Below are 16950 nucleotides of genomic sequence, written 5' to 3'. Positions count from 1 at the left end.
AGGAATGACTGAACTGCCCTGTATGCGGGCGTGGGTGATGGACCGTCAGGCGACGAATGACGGTTTCGGTACGGGCGTGACGACGCCGGGCGTCGGCGAAGACGAAAAGGCGGTGCTGCGGCAGCGCGCGCGAAGAGGGAGCTCGGCCCGCGACGGGGTCACCGAGGGAGGGAAGGGCCGGTCAGACGGCCCGCTGCCGAGTCAGACGCAACACGCCGCGGACCACACCCGACCGAAGTCGATGTGATCGCGCGAGACCAAGCGCTGCTGGGCATTCATGCGACCAATTGAGCAGTACATCGCGCTCCTCGTCAAGCAGGGCCCGGATGCCGGACCGCCCCGACCGGCGTTCCCTGGCGGGCTGTTGACACATCGATGCCATGGGCACATACGATCGACGGCGGATCGGCTCCGCAGTGCGCGGCAGCCTCTCCGGCCGCGTTGAGGGACGCGGCGAGCGTGACGACGCCGAGCCCCCGGCCGCACTCCCCAGCGAGTGCCCCCGAGGGTCACCCACGCCCGCGCTTCCCTCCCCCGGAGAGCCTCCTCATGGTCACGCCGTCCGATGTCACGCCCATACCTGCCACGAAGACCCCGAAGACACCCAAGTCCACGAAGAGCCCGGAAACACCCGGCACCTCCGCCGACTCCGCAAGCCCCGCCGACCCCCGCTCAGACCTGCCGCGGATCGTGCCGCGTCGGCACGCCGGCCGGTGGCTGACCGCCGCCGTCGCGCTGTTGCTCTTCGCGATGGTGCTCAACTCCGTCGCCCGCAACGAGGCCTTCCAATGGGCTGTGGTGGGCCGGTACTTCACCACCACCGCCGTGCTCGACGGACTGCTGCTCTCCCTGTGGCTGACCGCCGTGGTGATGGCTCTCGGCTTCCTGCTGGGGACCTTGCTCGCGGTGATGCGCCTGTCCGCCAACCCAGTGCTGCGCACACTGAGTTGGGGCTATGTGTGGATCTTCCGGTCCACGCCGCTGCTGGTGCAGCTGCTGTTCTGGTTCAACATCGGCGCCCTGTACCCGACGCTCGGCCTCGGCATCCCGTTCGGCCCGCAGTTCCTCACCGTCAAGACGGTCAATCTGCTCGGCCCCACCCTCACCGCCGTCCTCGGCCTGACCCTGCACGAGACCGCCTACGCCGCCGAGGTCGTGCGCGGCGGCATCCTCTCCGTGGACTCCGGGCAGACCGAGGCCGCCCAGGCACTCGGTCTGAGCAGACGCCGTACCCTGCGCCGGGTCGTCGTCCCACAGGCCATGCGCTCCATCGTGCCCACCGCCGGGAACATGCTGATCGGCACCCTCAAGGGCACCAGTATCGTCAGCGTGCTGGCCGTGCACGACCTGCTCTACTCGGTGCAGCTGATCTACAACCAGACCTACCAGGTCATCCCGCTGCTGATGGTCGCCACCCTCTGGTACATCGCGGTCACGACGGTGCTCAGCGCGGGCCAGTTCTACGTCGAGCGACACTACGCCCGCGGCGACTCCCGCGCCCTGCCGCCCACTCCGCTGCAACGGCTGCGCGGTCAACTGACGTCCATACGCCACCGGTTGAGCGCGCTCACAGCCGCCGATGCCCGCCCGGCGACCGGCGGTGACCGGTGAACGCCATCCCCTCCACGGCCGTCCTGGTCGTCGTCGGCGCGGGACCGCGTGCCACGGGACTGCTGGAGCGCGTCGCCGCCAACGCGCCCGAACTGTGGGACGGGGCAAGGGAGTTGCGCATCCACCTGGTGGACCCGCACCCGCCAGGGCCGGGGCGGGTCTGGCGGCACGAACAGTCCGCACTGCTGCGGATGAACTCCATGGCCGAGGACGTCACCATGTTCACCGACGAGTCCTCGACCATCGACGGCCCGGTACGGCCCGGTCCCTCGCTCGCCGAGTGGGCCGCCCAGTTCTCCGGCCGGGGTCCGCGCCACACCCCGTATGCCGAGCCCGCCGACCCGGACGTGCTCGCCGAACTGCGCTCGCTCGCCGGGAGCGACTTCCCCACCCGACGTGCCCAGAGCGCGTACCTGGACTGGGTGTTCCGCAGGGCGCTGGCCCAGCTGCCGCCCAGCGTCACCGTCGAGTGGCACCGCACCACCGCGACCGCCGTCACCGGCCCCCCGGACGGCCCGCAGCAGGTGCATCTGGCCGACCGCGCCACTGCGCTCACCGCCGACCTGGTGGTCCTCGCCCAGGGGCACATCGGTTCCGCCCCCGCCGCCGAGCACCGTGACCACGCCGCATTCGCCCGCCGTCACGGCCGCTTCCACCTCCCGCCGGAGTTCTCCGCCGACGCCGACCTGTCCGCGCTGCGCCCCGGCGAACACGTCGTGCTGCGCGGCTTCGGACTCGCCTTCATCGACCTGATGGCCATGCTTACCGAGGGCCGCGGCGGCACCTTTCGCACCGAGGCCGACGGCACCCTCGCCTACCTCCCGTCCGGCCGCGAACCCGTCCTCCACGTCGGATCCCGGCGGGGAGTGCCGTACCACTCCAAGACCCGCTACCGACTCCAGGGCCCCCGGCCACCGCTGCCGCGCCACTTCGGCCCCGCAGCGGTCGACGCCCTGCTCGCCGAGGGCCGGCCGCTGGACCTGCGGCGCGATGTGTGGCCGCTGATGGCCAAGGAGATCGGCTTCGCCCACTACCACGAGCTCTTCCACGCCCACCCCGAGCGCACCGCCCTTCCCTGGCCGGACTTCGTCGCCGCGTACGACCGTCTGGACTGGTACGCCGACGAGACGGCCGCCCTCGTCGCCACGGCCGTGCCCGACCCGAGGGACCGACTGGACTTCGAGGCCCTGGACCATCCCCTGGACGGGCTCGCCTTCGCCACGCCGGACGACTTCCAGGACCATCTGCGCGATCACATCGCCCGGGACGTGGCCCGCCGCGAGGACCCGGAGTTCAGCGCCGACCTCGGGGCGTTCCTCGCCCTGCTCTCCCTCTACGGGCAACTGCCCCGTCTTCTCGCCGCGGGGCGGCTGACGGCACGGTCCGTCGCCGAGCAGCTCGACGGCTGGTGGCACGGTTTCTTCAGCTTCCTGGCCTCCGGCCCGCCCGGCTTCCGGCTGCGGCAGCTCCTCGCCCTGTCCCGGGCCGGGATCGTCCACTTCGCGGGCGCCGGTGTCCGGATCGGCACCGACGAGACCACCGGTACCTTCACCGCGACCAGCCCCACCGTCCCCGGCCACACTGTCCACGCGACCGCCCTGATCGAGGCGTACCTTCCGGGCCCCTCCCTCGACCGCACCGATGACCCCCTCCTGCGCCACCTGCACCGGGCCGGCGCCCTCACCGAGGAGGTCATCGCCGACGCCACCCACACCCACCGCTCCGGTCTGCTCGCCGTCTCCCCCGCAAACGCCCACGTCATCGACGCGTCCCTCCGCGACACGCACCCCCGCCGCATCGCCCTCGGCGCCCCCACCAACAGCCGGGCCGTCGCCGCTTTTGCCCGCCCTCGTACCAACGCCCCGGCCTTCCGCCAGAACGACGCGGTGGCCCGCGCACTGCTGCGCGCCCTCGGCTCCGAGGCGCCCATCTCAGAAGACGAGATGACCGAGTCCATCATGTGAACATCCTCTTGGTGTGGGCGCCGACTTCTGCCACGATCCCCATCAACCAGGTAGGAAAACTAGGAATCTGCGGGGGTGGGGTGGCATGCGCATGCGCGACCACACAGACCTTTTGCTCCCCCTCCTGACCTCGCGGCGCCACATCGACTTCGGCCGTACGTCCAGCGCCATCTGTCGCGCCGTCTGAGACCGTCCGCAGTACCGGCCGCACCCCCACGCCGCCGCCGCGCTCCCCACCGTCCCGCCCGGACGGCCGGCGTGTGGCGTGCCGGTGCGCTCCAGCAGGCCCCTCGGCCTCGGCGCCGAACCCCCTGCCTTGCCGTAACCCGTGCCGTACCTCTTGCCGTACCTCCCTGATCAACCACGCCTGAGAGGACACCTCTGTGTCTGCCGCAAGACCGCTCACCGCTCTGCGTACCCTCGCCGTCATCACGGCGCTTCCTCTGCTGCTGACCGCCTGCGGCTACGGCGCCGAGTCCACCGACAGCAACAAGCAGACCCAGGTCGCGGCGGACGGCAAGAAGCTCTCCGTCGACGAAGTGAACATCGGCTACTTCCCGAACCTGACGCACGCCACCGCTCTGGTGGGCATCCAGGAGGGACTGCTCCAGAAGGAGCTCGGCGGCACCACGATCAAGCCCTCGACGTTCAACGCCGGGCCCTCGGAGATCGAGGCGCTGAACTCCGGCGACCTCGACATCGGCTGGATCGGCCCCTCGCCCGCCATCAACGGCTACACCAAGGCGGCCGGCAAGAACCTGCGCATCATCAGCGGTTCCGCCTCCGGTGGCGTGAAGCTCGTCGTCAACCCGGACAAGATCAAGTCCCTGAAGGACGTCAAGGGCAAGAACATCGCCACGCCGCAGCTCGGCAACACCCAGGACGTCGCACTGCTCAACTGGATCTCCGAGCAGGGCTGGAAGGTCGACGCGCAGAGCGGCAAGGGTGACGTCTCCGTCGTCCGCACCGACAACAAGATCACGCCGGACGCCTACAAGTCCGGCTCGATCGACGGTGCCTGGGTGCCCGAGCCGACCGCGTCCAAGCTGGTCGCCGAGGGCGGCAAGGTACTCCTCGACGAGGGCGACCTGTGGCCGGACAAGAAGTTCGTGATCACGAACATCGTCGTCCGGCAGGACTTCCTGAAGAAGCACCCGGACGTCGTCGAGGCCGTGCTGCGCGGTTCGGTGAAGACCAACGCGTGGATCAACGCCAACCCGGAGAAGGCCAAGGCCTCCGCGAACAAGGCCCTGGAGGAGCTCTCCGGCAAGGCCCTGCCCGCCGAGGTCATCGACCCGGCCTGGAAGTCGATCACCTTCCTGGACGACCCGCTGGCCGCCACCCTCGACACCGAGGCGCAGCACGCGGTGAAGGCCGGTCTGCTGGAGAAGCCCGACCTGAAGGGCATCTACGACCTCGCGCCGCTCAACAAGGTCCTCAAGGCCGACGGCAAGGACGAGGTCGACGACGCCGGTCTCGGCGTCAAGTAAGGACCACCGCATCCGATGAGTTCCCAGGAGGTGACGACCATGGCCACTGCGACGGCCACGACCACCGAGGTCGCCGAGGACGCCGCGGCGGTGACGTACGCCGCCCGTATCGAGCACGTCTCGAAGTCCTTCCCGGTGCCGGGCACACGCGGCGGGCAACAGCTCGTGCTGGACGACATCACGCTCGATGTCGCACCCGGCGAGTTCGTCACCCTCCTGGGAGCCTCCGGCTGCGGCAAGTCCACGCTGCTCAACCTGGTCGCGGGGCTGGACCGGCCGTCCGCCGGCTCGATCGGCACGGACGGCCGGCCCGCCCTGATGTTCCAGGAGCACGCCCTGTTCCCGTGGCTGACCGCGGGCAAGAACATCGAGCTCGCGCTGAAGCTGCGCGGGGTCGCGAAGGCGGAGCGCCGGCCCGAGGCGGAACGGCTGCTCGAACTCGTACGGCTGCAGGGCGCGTACGGCAAGCGGGTGCACGAGCTGTCGGGCGGTATGCGCCAGCGCGTCGCGCTGGCCCGTGCCCTGGCCCAGGACACCCGACTGCTGCTGATGGACGAGCCGTTCGCCGCGCTCGACGCCATCACCCGTGACGTACTGCACGACGAACTGACCCGTATCTGGCGGGAGACAGGGCTGTCGGTCCTCTTCGTCACGCACAACGTGCGTGAGGCGGTGCGCCTCGCCCAGCGCGTCGTGCTGCTGTCCTCCCGCCCGGGCCGCATCGCCCGGGAGTGGACGGTCGACATTCCGCAGCCGCGCCGCATCGAGGACAGCGCGGTCGCCGAGCTGTCCGTCGAGATCACCGAAGAACTGCGTGGGGAGATCCGCCGCCATGGCCAGCACTGACAACGGCGTCGACACCGAGGTCGACGTCAAGGTCGACGGCAAGGTCGGCGTCGAGAAGGACGGCTCCACGGCGGCCGGGGAGCCGCGGGACCCGAACGATCTCGCGGGACTGGGGGCCGGACTCGACGCACTGGACGCGGTGCAGGTCGGGCGTACGCCGCTGCGCGAGACCCTCATCCGCAAGGTGCTGCCGCCCGTCACCGCGATCGCGCTGGTGCTGGTGGTCTGGCAGCTGCTGGTGTGGGCCGAGGTCGCGCCCGAGTTCAAGCTGCCCTCACCGTCCGACGTATGGGGCGAGGTCCGCAAATCCTGGCTCCAGGGAACCCTCCTCGACTACATCTGGACGTCCGTCTCACGCGGTCTGCTCGGCTTCCTCATGGCGCTCGCCATCGGCACGCCGCTCGGTTTGCTGGTCGCCCGGGTGAGGTTCGTCCGCGCGGCCATCGGCCCCATCCTGTCCGGCCTGCAGTCCCTGCCGTCGGTGGCCTGGGTGGCACCCGCCGTGCTCTGGCTCGGCCTGAACAACTCGATGATGTACGCCGTCATCCTGCTCGGCGCGGTCCCCTCCATCGCCAACGGCCTCGTCGCGGGCATCGACCAGATCCCCCCGCTGTTCCTGCGCGCCGGGCGGACCCTGGGCGCGACCGGGCTGCGCGAAGCCCGGCACATCGTGATGCCGGCCGCGCTGCCCGGCTATCTGGCGGGCCTGAAGCAGGGCTGGGCCTTCTCCTGGCGCTCGCTGATGGCCGCCGAGATCATCGCCTCCCACCCCGATCTGGGCGTGGGCCTGGGCCAGTTGCTGGAGAACGGCCGCAACAACAGCAGCATGTCGCAGGTGTTCCTGGGCATCTTCCTGATCCTGCTCGTCGGCATCGCCATCGAGCTGCTGATCTTCAGCCCGCTGGAGCGGCGGGTGCTGCGCGGGCGGGGGTTGCTGGCCACCCCCTGACCGAGGTCACTCGCTGAGCGACCGGATCGCCCGCCCGGGCGTGATCACCCCCGTGACCGTCCGGTCCTTCGCGGCACTCGCGTACGGCGCGTCGCGCTGATCCACGCTGGCCGTGGTGAAGGCGGTGAGGGGCATGCCGCCGGCGGCGCTCAGCTCCCGGGCGGCGATGAGGGCACGCCAGGGGGAGAGGACGGAGCCGCCGCTGCGCGGAGCGCCGGGCACGATGGCGGTCTGGCCACCAGCCGAGGATCTGGCGGCGTACCCGGCACACCTCGGGCACACCTCGGCGAAGGCGCCCTCCCCCAGCCTGCGGTCCACGACCAGCGCCGAGTTGATCCGCTGCCCGTGGGCCAGCCGTGTCCCCTGGCACCTCCCGGGCCCCCTCCCGGAAACCGGCACGGTCCGCATGCCTTGCGCCGGTCAGGAGTGGGTGACCTTGATGCGGGAGATGCGGACCTCGCCGTAGTTGTCGTCGGCGCACGGTTCGGAGTTGTCGCAGTTGGCCTGCGTGTAGGCCCCGGCCTTGAAGTAGTTGGTGTCGCCCTCGTGGGAGATCGTGGCCTGCAGCCGGCCGTTGTAGTACGCGTCGATCTCCCCGTCCTTCGCCACGAACCTGGCCTCGAACTCGGTGCCCAGCTCGTAGTCGTCGGTGACGAGGTGGTGGTGGCGGTCGTCGCCGTCGGTGACGTAGAGGCTGCTGCCTTCGAGGCGGAAGACGGTGACGTCGTCGTCCCCGCCGTGGACCTGCGCGCCGACCAGCCACGGCCGTTCGGCGGGCAGTGCCGTGAACGCCTCCCTGACCACCAGGGTGTGGGTGCCGTCCGTGGTGGACCAGGCGGCTTCGTCCTCGCCGCCGTCGGTCATCTCCCGCAGTTCGGCGCGCGGATAGCTGGAGCCTCCCGTCGTCACGCCGTTGACGGCGGCCCGGAAGCCGACCGCGTGGCAGCCGGCATCGGCCCGGAACCAGGGGTCGGCGGAGAAGGTCGCCAGCTCGGGTTGGGTGATCTCGGTGGGATCCTCGTCCTCTCCGCTGGGCAGCGTCAGCTTCCAGTTGGTCAGGTCGAGGACGTCGGCGGGGTACGCGCACCGGGGGGCCGCCTGCCCGTGCGGCGCCGGGGCGCCTGCGTGGGCGGACAGCGTGAGCGTGGCGGTCGAGACAGCGGCGGTGATGCCGGCCAGCACGAGGGTCCGGGTGCTTGGCATGGAGGGTTTCCTCTCTGTCGGGGGCGCCCGGTTCGGGGCGACGCGTACGGTAGGCGCCGCTGACGGGACCCCTCCCGGACTCCGCGAGGCACGCCTCCCGCAATCTGCGAGGGAACTCCCCCTCCCCCTCCCATCCGCGAACCCGTCGCTACTACGCATGCGTGCGACTGATGAAGGCTCTGGGTAGACACTGCGTACCGCCTGCCGTGCGCAGTAGGTTCGATCCGTGCGCACGCCTTGGGCCGTGCGCGTTCCGGACTCGACCGAGGGGAAAGATCCGTGCGTTCCGGGGACGAGTTCGCCGACCGCTATGTCCTCAGGGAGGTCATCGGCGCGGGGCGCGGCGGTGACGTGTGGCTGGCCCACGACAGGGTGGTGGGCCAGGACGTCGCGCTGAAGCCGGAGCGGACGGAGGGCGAGGGCGAGACCGCGGTGCGGGGGCTGCTGGGCGAACCGCGTGCCATGGCCAAGTTCCGCGACCATCCCCACGTGGTGACCCTGTTCGACGTCGTGACCGTGCGGCAGGACGGCGCCGGGCCGCAGACCTATTGGTTCGTCATGGAGTACGTGCCCGGCGGCGGCCTGGACCGGCAGCCGACGGTCTCTCCCGCGCGGGCGGCCCGCATCGGTGCCCAGCTCGCCGACGCGCTGGCCGCCCTGCACGAAGCGGGCGTCGTCCACTGTGACGTCAAGCCCGCCAACATCGGCGTCACCCGTCACGGGGCCGCGAAGTTACTGGACTTCGGTGCCGCCTACCGGGTCGGCGGCACCGAGACCATCACCGTCAACGGCCCGTTCAGCTTCACCCCCGACTACGCCGCCCCCGAGCTGGCCCGGGGCAATGTCCCCCTTCCGGCCTCCGACGTGTTCTGCCTGGCCGCCACCCTGCACGCGCTGGTCACCGGTGCCCCGCCGCGCGGTGACGCCTCTCCGGTGGACGCCGCTCCCGCCGGGACGGAGGACGACGGCGAGGAAGCCGAGCGGCTGAGGTACTGGAAGGCCGAGCAGGGTGTCGTCGAGCTGGACGCCGCCGCCGTGGGGCCGCTGTACCCCGTCCTCACGGCCATGCTGCAACGCGACCCCCGGCAACGCCCCGACGCCGCCGAGGTCAGGCGGCTGCTGATGGAAGTCGCCCGATCCGAGCCGGAAACCTCGGGGGACACAGCCACCACCGTCACCGGGCGCCGACGCCGGCGGCTGCCAGTGATCGCGGCCGCTCTCGGCATCAGCGCCCTACTGGCCCTGGGACTCGTCGTCCTCCCCGACCACGGCGTCGACGGGAAGGCCGGCCCCGAGCCCGGCCGGAGCCAGGGCCAAGCGGAGGAGAACGCCTCCGACGGCCAACCGCAGGCACTGATCGGCGATCCGCACACGGCCGACGTGTGCGAGCTGGCCGCCCCCACCGCGCTCGACCAGTTCGGCGACGACGTCCACGTGGACGTGGACTACGGGAACTTCGACGTGCAGCAGCGGGTACCCGGCCGCGGGGCAGCCGGACCAGCTGCTGCCCGGTGTTGCGCAGCCACCACAGTCCTTGACGGTACGTCAGCTCGCCGTGCCGTCGGCTCACCCGCAGGTCGTCCACGCCGACCCCCAGGTCCACGTCCGGCTTCTCGCCGCGCCCGAAGCGAACCGTCAGCCCCTGGCAGGGCGGTGCGCTGAGCTCACCGGTGACCGTACGGGCGTGCAGCGTCCCGGGCGTGGTGGGCGCGACACCACGCGCGAGGCTGGTGGAGAGGGGCATCGCTGGTCTCCTCGGTTCGTGAGCTTCTCGGTTCAGCGGCTTCTCGGTTCGACAGCTTCTCTGCGGGCCCCGACGTACTGACCAGTGTCGGACCTCGCCGCGGGACCCCTCCCGTACGAGGTGAGGGCTTCGCGGAATCAGTACGCGGACTTCAGCGCTCCTCCGGGAAGTTTCCCGCCGTCCTCCCGGCCCACGCTGCACAGCACCTGGCGGAACCCGGCGTCCCACTCCTCGTCCGAGGAGGACCAGCCCCATATCTCGTGCCCCCGGCCACGGGCCCAGTTGACGCCGTACGTGTCCTGGCAGAGTTCTCCGGTGTCGACGCTGTCCGCCGAGCCGTCGCCCGAGGCCCGGGTCCAGCCGACCAACTGCTCGTCGTGCGGCTTGTCGCAGCCCACCAGGGTCTTGGTGTACGAGCCGTCCTCGTCCTCCTCGACGTCGATGCAGTCACCCGGGCCCAGCTGAGTGATGTACACCTCGTCGCCGGGCTTGCGGAAGTCGCCGAGCGGGCCACCCAGGGTGGCGTGCTTGAGGAAGAGCAGGCAGGCCGAGGCCGGCGGCTCGCTCTGTCCCGTCTCGGGTGTGAGGACGTACAGCACCGGGTCGGCCATGGTCCTGCGCAGCTGCGCGGTGCGGCGGGCGCACTCGCCCCGTACCGCCGCCGCGCCGGACGCGGACACGGCGCCGTCGGCCGCGTCGGCGGGGACGGTCGCGATGACCTGGCCCTCGGGGTCGCCGTCGTAGCAGTCGACGGTCCTCACCCCTGGCCGCCCCTTGAACTCCCCGGCCTTCCAGTCGGCGTCGACGCACTGCCCCGGCGTGAGCCCCGTGCGCAGCCCCACCTGCCTGCCGTACGGGTACGCGCTGCGCGTCACGGTCGGGGAGGGAACGGCGGCCACCTCGACGCTGACCTGCGGGCCCTTCGTCCCGTCCCGCTCGTCGTGATACGTGGCGGCGCCCAGCGCGAACCCACCGCCCACGGCCGGCAGGACGGCGAGCGCCAGCAACAGGGGCGTTCGCCGACCGGACACCGCCCGGCGTTCAGCGCCCGAGGCGCGTCGGCGGTTCACTCGCCCGCTGAGGCGCTCCTTCCAGGAGGGCGCGGAGTGGGTGGACTCCGTTGCGGTCCCGACGTCACCCAAGCCGGTGGCGGACCCGGAGCCGGTGGCCCCGGAGCCCGAGGACCGTCCCGGCCGCGAGCCCCCTGACTCGCTGGGCCCTCGGGACTGCCCCGACCCGGACCCGCCGCTCACCGAGCCGTCCCCCACGCCCGTGCCTGCCCCCGCCCCCGATCCGGCCGACGCCCCGCCGGCTACGGGAAGCGAGGGCAGACGCGCACTGCGGCTGCGGGGCCCTGGCCCGATTTCCGTGGCCTCGGCGAGCAGTTCGCGCGCCTGTGCCGCCTGCGTACGTTCCGTCGGATCCTTGGCCAGCAGCCCCATGATCACGCGGCTGAGCGGTTCACTCGCCCGCTGCGGCACGTCGGGTTCCGTGGTCAGCGCCGCCATGAGGGAGGCGTCGAGCGTGTCCCGTTCGAACGGGGAGGTGCCCTCGACCGCGAAGTAGAGAGTGACGCCGAGCGAGAACAGGTCGGTCGCGGGTGTCGCCTCGCCGCCGGACAGCCGCTCCGGCGCCAGGAAACCCGGGGTGCCGACCACCATGCCGCTCTGAGTGACCCGGGTCTCGCGGGGCCACAGCGAGATGCCGTAGTCCGTGAGCAGGACCCGGCGATCGGCGGTGCCGGAATGGTCCGGCGCCAGCAGGATGTTGGAGGGCTTCACGTCCCGGTGGATGATGCCGAGCCGGTGCCCGGCACCGAGGGCGTCGAGTGCGGCCGCCCCGATCCTGGCCACCTCGTCGCTCGCCGGCGAACCGCGCTCCGTCACCACGGCACGCAGGTCCCGCGTGCCCGGCAGGTACTCCATCACGATCCACGGGCGGTCGTCGTCCTCCACCACGTCGTACACCGTGATGACGTTCGGGTGATCGCGCAGCTGCGCCGCCTTCAGTGCCTCCTTGCGCCCCCGGCCCGCGGGATCACCGCCGCCTCCCTCAGCCGTCTCCGGTACGTCGATCTCCTTGACTGCGACCTGGACCCGGAGCTCCTCGTCGTCGGCCAGCCAGACGTCTCCCCCGCCACCGGAACCCAGCCGCTGCCGCAGCCGGTACCGCCCGGCGATGACCCGTCCCTCCCGCACCATCAACGCCCCCTCATTCGGCCGCGCTTACCAACCGGCCCTCGAAAACCCGCTCCCGGCGCCGCCGCCCCATGCTCACTCACCCCACCCGGGAGCCCTCCCGAACCGCGTCCGCCCACGAAGTCACGGTCACGGCCGCCACTCACCGCACGGCCAACGGCCGGGATGCGGCCACCTCCTCGGACTCGGCCAAAAGGAGTTCGTATGGCCGCAGATGACGGTGGTCGGAGTGCGCACTCTGCGAGCGCGGCGGATGCTGGTGCTCCGCGGGACGAAGGGGTAAGGAGAAAGCCATGCAGAGCGTGCGGTTCAATTCCTCCGGCAATGAGGTGGCGAAGGTTTCCTATACCGCTCGCCGCCTTGTGGAGCTGGGCTACGGAAGCACCAGAACACTGGGGCTGAGTGTGGAGGGTGGGCCTCCACGGGCGGGCGATCTGGTGCTGTGCCGGGTGACCGAAATCGGCCAGCACAGATTCCTCGGGCAGGTACACGGAAAGCGGAATCGGCTGTTCGTCGGCGACTCGGTCGTAGTCGCCTATGGTGCGCGCTACGCCCCGGATCAATTCGAGGCGGAGGTACCCGGCGACCTCGGGCCCTGTGATCTGGTCGCCGGAGGCGGGATAGCGGGGCGGGTCGTGTCCTCCCACTCCAGGATGAAATCCCCCACCCGAGTGGAGCCTTTGGGCCTGGTGACCGACGAGCACGGCGAAGTCATCAACCTCGCCCGCCTGGCCCGGCCCGTGGTGCCGGTCCTCGCCGCGCGCCCGCGCACCATCGCCGTACTCGGCACAACGATGAACTCGGGCAAGACGACCGTGGCGGCCGCCCTCATCCGCGGCCTCAGCCTGGCCGGCCGCCGGGTCGGCGCGGCAAAGGTGACCGGCACCGGTGCTCCCGGGGACCCGACGCTGATGGCCGACGCGGGCGCGGCGCGGGTCATCGACTTCACCGACCTGGGTTTCCCCACCACCTACCAGCTGCCGATGCCGCAGGTGATCCGCATCCTGCGCAGCGCGATCACGGATCTGACGAGTCACCAGGCAGACGCCATCGTGCTGGAGGTCGCGGACGGGCTCCTGCAACGGGAGACGGCGGCGCTGATGCGGACGCCGGAATTCCGCGCCGGCGTGGACGGCATCGTGTTCGCGGCCGGTGACTCGGTCAGCGCGGTGGCGGGGGTACGGATGCTGCGTGACGAGGGACTTCCCGTCGTGGCTCTGAGCGGCGTGCTGACGGCATCTCCGCTGGCCACGGCCGAAGCGGTGGCCGGCGTGGACGTCCCGGTGTACGCGACGTCTGCCCTGTCCGCCCCGGCCCTCGCCGATCAGGTGCTCGCGGGCGGCGTCCCGGGCAGGGGCGTCGTAGGAGACGGCAGCGGGCTGTCGGACGACGTCGGCCGACTGGCGGACCACGGCGGACTGCCGCAGGAGCGCAGTCGGCTGACGGAGTACAGCGGTCCCCTGACGGCCGAAACAGTGGCGTGACCACGGCGGGACGGCAGCGCGTCCGGATGCCGCACACGCTGGGCGGTGCGCGGCGCCGGCTGATGCTCCTTTTGGTGTTCGCGGGTTTCGGGCAGGCGGTCTGTGTGGTCGCGTTCGCCCTCCTGGCGCATGGCGCTGCCTACCGCATCACGCACGGCCGGGAGATCACGTCCGGCCACGACCGCAGCGCCATCTACACGTATGTCGCCGGTTACGCGCCCACCACGCTGGCCGTCGGACTCGCGACGTCGGCCTGCGCGACCGTACTGCTCAAGGCGGCGGGCGAACCGCTCGCCGAACGGCTGGCCCAGAGCTACGTACACAGCATCAGAATGCGGCTCTTCGACCATGTCGCCGGAAGCGAGGCGGGGGGGCCGTTCCGGCGTACGGTCGGCGTGACCGTGCTCCGCTTCACCGGTGATGCCTCCGCCCTGCGGCTGTGGATCAGCAAGGGTGTGGCACCGATTCTGGTGGACGGGGTGTTCGTGGCGTGCGCCCTCGCCGTGCTGACTGTGATCGCGCCGGGCATCGGTGCGCTCTCGGCGGCGCTGACCCTCCTCGCCGCGGCCGCCGTCGCCCTGTTCGGGCGGCGGCTGCGCGAACGCGTACGCGAGACCAGACGGAACAACGGCAGGCTCGCCGCCTTCGTCAACGAACGGGTCACTCACACGGCCGTCATGCAGTCCCTCGGACGGGTCGAGCAGGAGCGGCTGGTCATGCGGCGACGCAGCCGTGAGTACGGCCGGGCCATGGTGCGCCAAGCCCGTCTCACCGGAGCGATGTCGGCGACGGCCGAGGCGTGCGGCATCGGGATCCTGCTGATCGTGGTCACGGTGGGCCTGGTGGCGGGCACCACCTGGGAGGCCCTCGCCTCGCTGCTGACGGTGGCGAACTTCCTCGGCGGTCCGCTGTCGTCACTGGTCCGCGTGCAGGAGCACTGGCAGCAGTCACGCGTCGCGCGGCGGCGCATCGCCGAGGTCCTCGCGGCACCGGCGCCGCTGGCCAGACTGCGCGGAGCCGAGCCGCTCGCGCACGGCCCCGGGCTGCTGGAACTCAAGGGGCTGCGGGTGGACGGTGTCCTGGAGGCGTCGGCCGTCGCGTTGCCCGGTCAGCGGATCGTGCTGCAGGGACCTCCGAGCGCGGGAAAGTCCCTGCTGCTTCGCCTCATCGTGCGCCTGCAGGAGCCGGACGCCGGCGCGGTACTGCTCGACGGCCAGGACCTCGCCCGGCACGACCCGGAATCGGTACGGCGGATGATCAGGCTGACCAGCCCCGAACTGCCGTTGCTGCGCGGCAGCGTCGCCCAGAACCTGCGGTACGGCGAACCGCCGGACGCCACCGAGTGGGCGGACAAGGAGCACATCGAGGCCCTGGCCGACCTGCTGCCCGACGGTCTGCGCACACGGGTGGGCGAAAACGGCCACGGCCTTTCCATGGCCGTGCGCTACCAGGTGGCGATGGTACGAGCGCTGCGCAGCGGACCCCGGGTTCTGCTGCTGGACGAGGTCAGATCAGAAGAAGCGCTCGGTTCCGACCTGATGGAACGTCTGCTGGAGCGGTATCCGGGCACCGTCATCTTCGTCACCGACGAGCCGAAGCTCGCCGCACGCGCCAATGTGCTCTGGCGAATCGACGACGGCAGGCTGACGGTCCATGAGCCGGTGCGGCAGACCAGCGGGCTCCCAGAATGACCGAAGGGCCGTCCCGGATTACTCCGAAACGGCCTCTGACCTGCGACTTCGTAAAAGTCGGGACGACAGGATTTGAACCTGCGACCCCTTGACCCCCAGTCAAGTGCGCTACCAAGCTGCGCCACGTCCCGGCCCATGTCGCGCGGCGAACCGCGTGATCATGCAGGTCAACCCTACCCCATCCACGCCCCGACCCCGCCCCGCTCCCCTCCGGTCCGACCTCTTGACCTATAATTGCTGTTACCTATAATTGCCTAACTCAATAGAACCGTCCTTCACCGGGTCGCCCCACAGGCCGCGACCGATCGGAGCCCCATGTCCCTCCTGGCCCGGCCCGCGGTGGCCGCCCTTGTCGCCAAGGCGATGCAACGTGTGACCGTGCTGGCGGACCGCCGTTCCGGCGGCCAGGGATCCTCCGCTGCCTCGCACGCGCGGTTCCCCGAATACCCGCGCAAGGTACGCGAGTTGACGATTCCCACATCGATCGCGCCCGCCCGGGCCACCGTGTATCTGCCCGCGAACGCCGAGCCCGCTCCCCCGGTGCACGTCAACTTCCACGGCGGCGGCTATGTGATGACACTGACCGAGCTGGACGACCCGCTGTGCCGCGTCCTCGCCGCCGAGGCGGGGGCGGTCGTGATCAACGTGGACTACGTCGTCGCCCCGCAGCATCCGTTCCCGGCGCCACCCCGGCAGGCGTACGAGGTCGTGCGGTGGGTCGCGGAGCACGGCGCCGAGGAGGGCTGGGACGGTGAGCGGCTCACCGTGGGCGGACAGAGCGCCGGCGGCGGGCTGGCGGCGGCCGTGGCGCGGCAGGCGCTTGAAGAGGGCGGGCCCTCGATCGCGCTGCAGGTGCTGCACTATCCCCCGCTCGACCTGGCGACCGGCTCCAGGGACAAGCGCGCCGCCATCGCCAAGCCGATGCTGCGGCCCTGGATGGCCGACGTCTTCGACACGTCGTACGTCCCGGACGCCCGGCGGCGCGACGACCGGCTCGTGTCCCCGGCGCATCCGTCGGACACCGCGGACCTGAAGGGCATCGCCCCGGCCCTGGTGATCACCGCCGAGTACGACCTGCTCCGGGCCGAGGGCGAGCGCTATGCCGAGCGGCTGCGGGGGGCGGGTGCGCTGGTCGAGCACCACGACGTGGCCGGGGCCGATCACGCGTATGACGGGACGGACGACCAGAAGGCGCGGGAGGTCTACGCGATGATCGCCCGGCATGTGCGGGAGGCCACCGGAAGCCGCACCGGCTGAGGGCTCGGGTCACCCTGCCGTTGACGGCCGCGCGCCCCCGGTCACTCTTCCGGGCATGCGGCACCCACGTTCACCGCGACCGGCGTGGCGCTTGACCACGCCTCGGTCGAGGTATGGACGGGCTCACCCACAGCGCCGGGCGTCGTAGCGAACCTGGCACCCTCGCTCGAACTCCCGGGCGCCGCCATGCCACTGGCGTCCCTGCCCCAACCCCCGGTCGCCACAGTGTTCCTGGCGCCCTTGTCCCAACTCCCAGGCTCCGCCGGGCTCCTGGAACCCCTGCCCCAACTCCCGGGCGGCGCAGGGCTTTTGGCACCCTTGCCCGGGCTCCCGGACCTCCCCGCGGCGAACCCCGCCATCAGCAGGGCCACGGCCACCACCACCCACCACGGCAGGCCGGCGGTGGCCATGTACCCGACGACCGCCACCACCGCGAGAAGTCCCGTCATGTCCCCGTTCCCCCTTAACAGTTCAACTCATCCGCCCCGCACGCACCGAAGGCCACCCTGCGTC

Annotated in this window: 12 protein-coding genes, 1 tRNA gene and 2 pseudogenes; 9 read left to right on the top strand and 6 right to left on the bottom strand. The window is 71.2% G+C overall.

What is annotated here, in order from left to right; genetic code table 11:
• Window positions 1-549 precede the first annotated feature (549 nt).
• The 5 genes from AB5J49_RS42090 to AB5J49_RS42070 all read left to right on the top strand — a co-directional run bounded on the left by AB5J49_RS42090 (window position 550) and on the right by AB5J49_RS42070 (window position 6860).
• Window positions 550-1611 (top strand): amino acid ABC transporter permease, encoded by a 1062-nt coding sequence (locus tag AB5J49_RS42090; RefSeq protein ID WP_369174143.1) that lies wholly within the window; start codon window positions 550-552, stop codon window positions 1609-1611.
• On the top strand, window positions 1608-3575 hold the full coding sequence (locus tag AB5J49_RS42085) for an FAD/NAD(P)-binding protein (RefSeq protein ID WP_369174142.1): 1968 nt from the start codon (window positions 1608-1610) through the stop codon (window positions 3573-3575). The genes AB5J49_RS42090 and AB5J49_RS42085 overlap by 4 nt, the downstream gene beginning before the upstream one ends.
• A 383-nt stretch (window positions 3576-3958) precedes the next feature.
• The gene (locus AB5J49_RS42080; RefSeq protein WP_369174141.1) at window positions 3959-5065 is read left to right on the top strand and encodes an ABC transporter substrate-binding protein; all 1107 of its coding nucleotides are present in this window, start codon (window positions 3959-3961) and stop codon (window positions 5063-5065) included.
• A gap of 39 nt (window positions 5066-5104) precedes the next feature.
• Window positions 5105-5911: an ABC transporter ATP-binding protein gene (locus AB5J49_RS42075; RefSeq protein WP_369174140.1), complete on the top strand. Its 807-nt coding sequence runs from the start codon at window positions 5105-5107 to the stop codon at window positions 5909-5911.
• Window positions 5898-6860, top strand: coding sequence for an ABC transporter permease (locus AB5J49_RS42070; RefSeq protein ID WP_369174139.1), 963 nt, complete (start codon window positions 5898-5900; stop codon window positions 6858-6860). Before AB5J49_RS42075 ends, AB5J49_RS42070 begins: the two co-directional genes overlap by 14 nt.
• A gap of 6 nt (window positions 6861-6866) precedes the next feature.
• Here AB5J49_RS42070 and AB5J49_RS42065 read toward each other — a convergent pair whose 3' ends face one another.
• Complete coding sequence (locus AB5J49_RS42065) at window positions 6867-7178, bottom strand: hypothetical protein (protein ID WP_369174138.1); 312 nt, start codon at window positions 7176-7178, stop codon at window positions 6867-6869.
• A 102-nt stretch (window positions 7179-7280) separates the two neighbouring features.
• Window positions 7281-8063, bottom strand: a complete 783-nt coding sequence (locus tag AB5J49_RS42060) for a polysaccharide lyase family 7 protein (RefSeq protein ID WP_369174137.1) — start codon at window positions 8061-8063, stop codon at window positions 7281-7283.
• Window positions 8064-8342: 279 nt separating this feature from the next.
• On the opposite strand from AB5J49_RS42060, the pseudogene AB5J49_RS42055 reads away from it, so the two are divergent.
• Window positions 8343-9167: pseudogene (locus AB5J49_RS42055) on the top strand (serine/threonine-protein kinase); the annotation flags it as partial.
• Between the two features lie 373 nt (window positions 9168-9540).
• Here the strand turns inward: AB5J49_RS42055 and AB5J49_RS42050 are convergent.
• Window positions 9541-9807 (bottom strand): annotated as a pseudogene (locus tag AB5J49_RS42050) (FHA domain-containing protein); the annotation flags it as partial.
• 137 nt (window positions 9808-9944) lie between these two features.
• Entirely contained in the window at window positions 9945-12008 is a 2064-nt protein-coding gene (locus AB5J49_RS42045; RefSeq protein WP_369174136.1) for a serine/threonine-protein kinase, read from the bottom strand.
• A gap of 686 nt (window positions 12009-12694) precedes the next feature.
• On the opposite strand from AB5J49_RS42045, the gene AB5J49_RS42040 reads away from it, so the two are divergent.
• Both AB5J49_RS42040 and AB5J49_RS42035 read left to right on the top strand, forming a co-directional pair.
• Window positions 12695-13489 (top strand): DUF1611 domain-containing protein, encoded by a 795-nt coding sequence (locus AB5J49_RS42040; RefSeq protein WP_369174135.1) that lies wholly within the window; start codon window positions 12695-12697, stop codon window positions 13487-13489.
• Window positions 13486-15180: an ATP-binding cassette domain-containing protein gene (locus AB5J49_RS42035; RefSeq protein ID WP_369174134.1), complete on the top strand. Its 1695-nt coding sequence runs from the start codon at window positions 13486-13488 to the stop codon at window positions 15178-15180. Before AB5J49_RS42040 ends, AB5J49_RS42035 begins: the two co-directional genes overlap by 4 nt.
• 57 nt (window positions 15181-15237) lie before the next feature.
• Here the strand turns inward: AB5J49_RS42035 and AB5J49_RS42030 are convergent.
• Window positions 15238-15311: transfer RNA gene (locus AB5J49_RS42030), tRNA-Pro, on the bottom strand.
• 184 nt (window positions 15312-15495) lie between these two features.
• Between AB5J49_RS42030 and AB5J49_RS42025 the strand changes: the two genes are divergently transcribed.
• Complete coding sequence (locus AB5J49_RS42025) at window positions 15496-16437, top strand: alpha/beta hydrolase (RefSeq protein WP_369174133.1); 942 nt, start codon at window positions 15496-15498, stop codon at window positions 16435-16437.
• Between the two features lie 41 nt (window positions 16438-16478).
• Here AB5J49_RS42025 and AB5J49_RS42020 read toward each other — a convergent pair whose 3' ends face one another.
• Window positions 16479-16886 (bottom strand): hypothetical protein, encoded by a 408-nt coding sequence (locus AB5J49_RS42020; protein WP_369174132.1) that lies wholly within the window; start codon window positions 16884-16886, stop codon window positions 16479-16481.
• Window positions 16887-16950 lie beyond the last annotated feature (64 nt).

This window comes from Streptomyces sp. R28, from assembly GCF_041052385.1.
Taxonomy (GTDB): Bacteria; Actinomycetota; Actinomycetes; order Streptomycetales; family Streptomycetaceae; genus Streptomyces.
The sequence above is the reverse complement of the archived record's forward strand: the minus strand, read 5'-3'. Positions and strand labels throughout refer to the sequence as shown.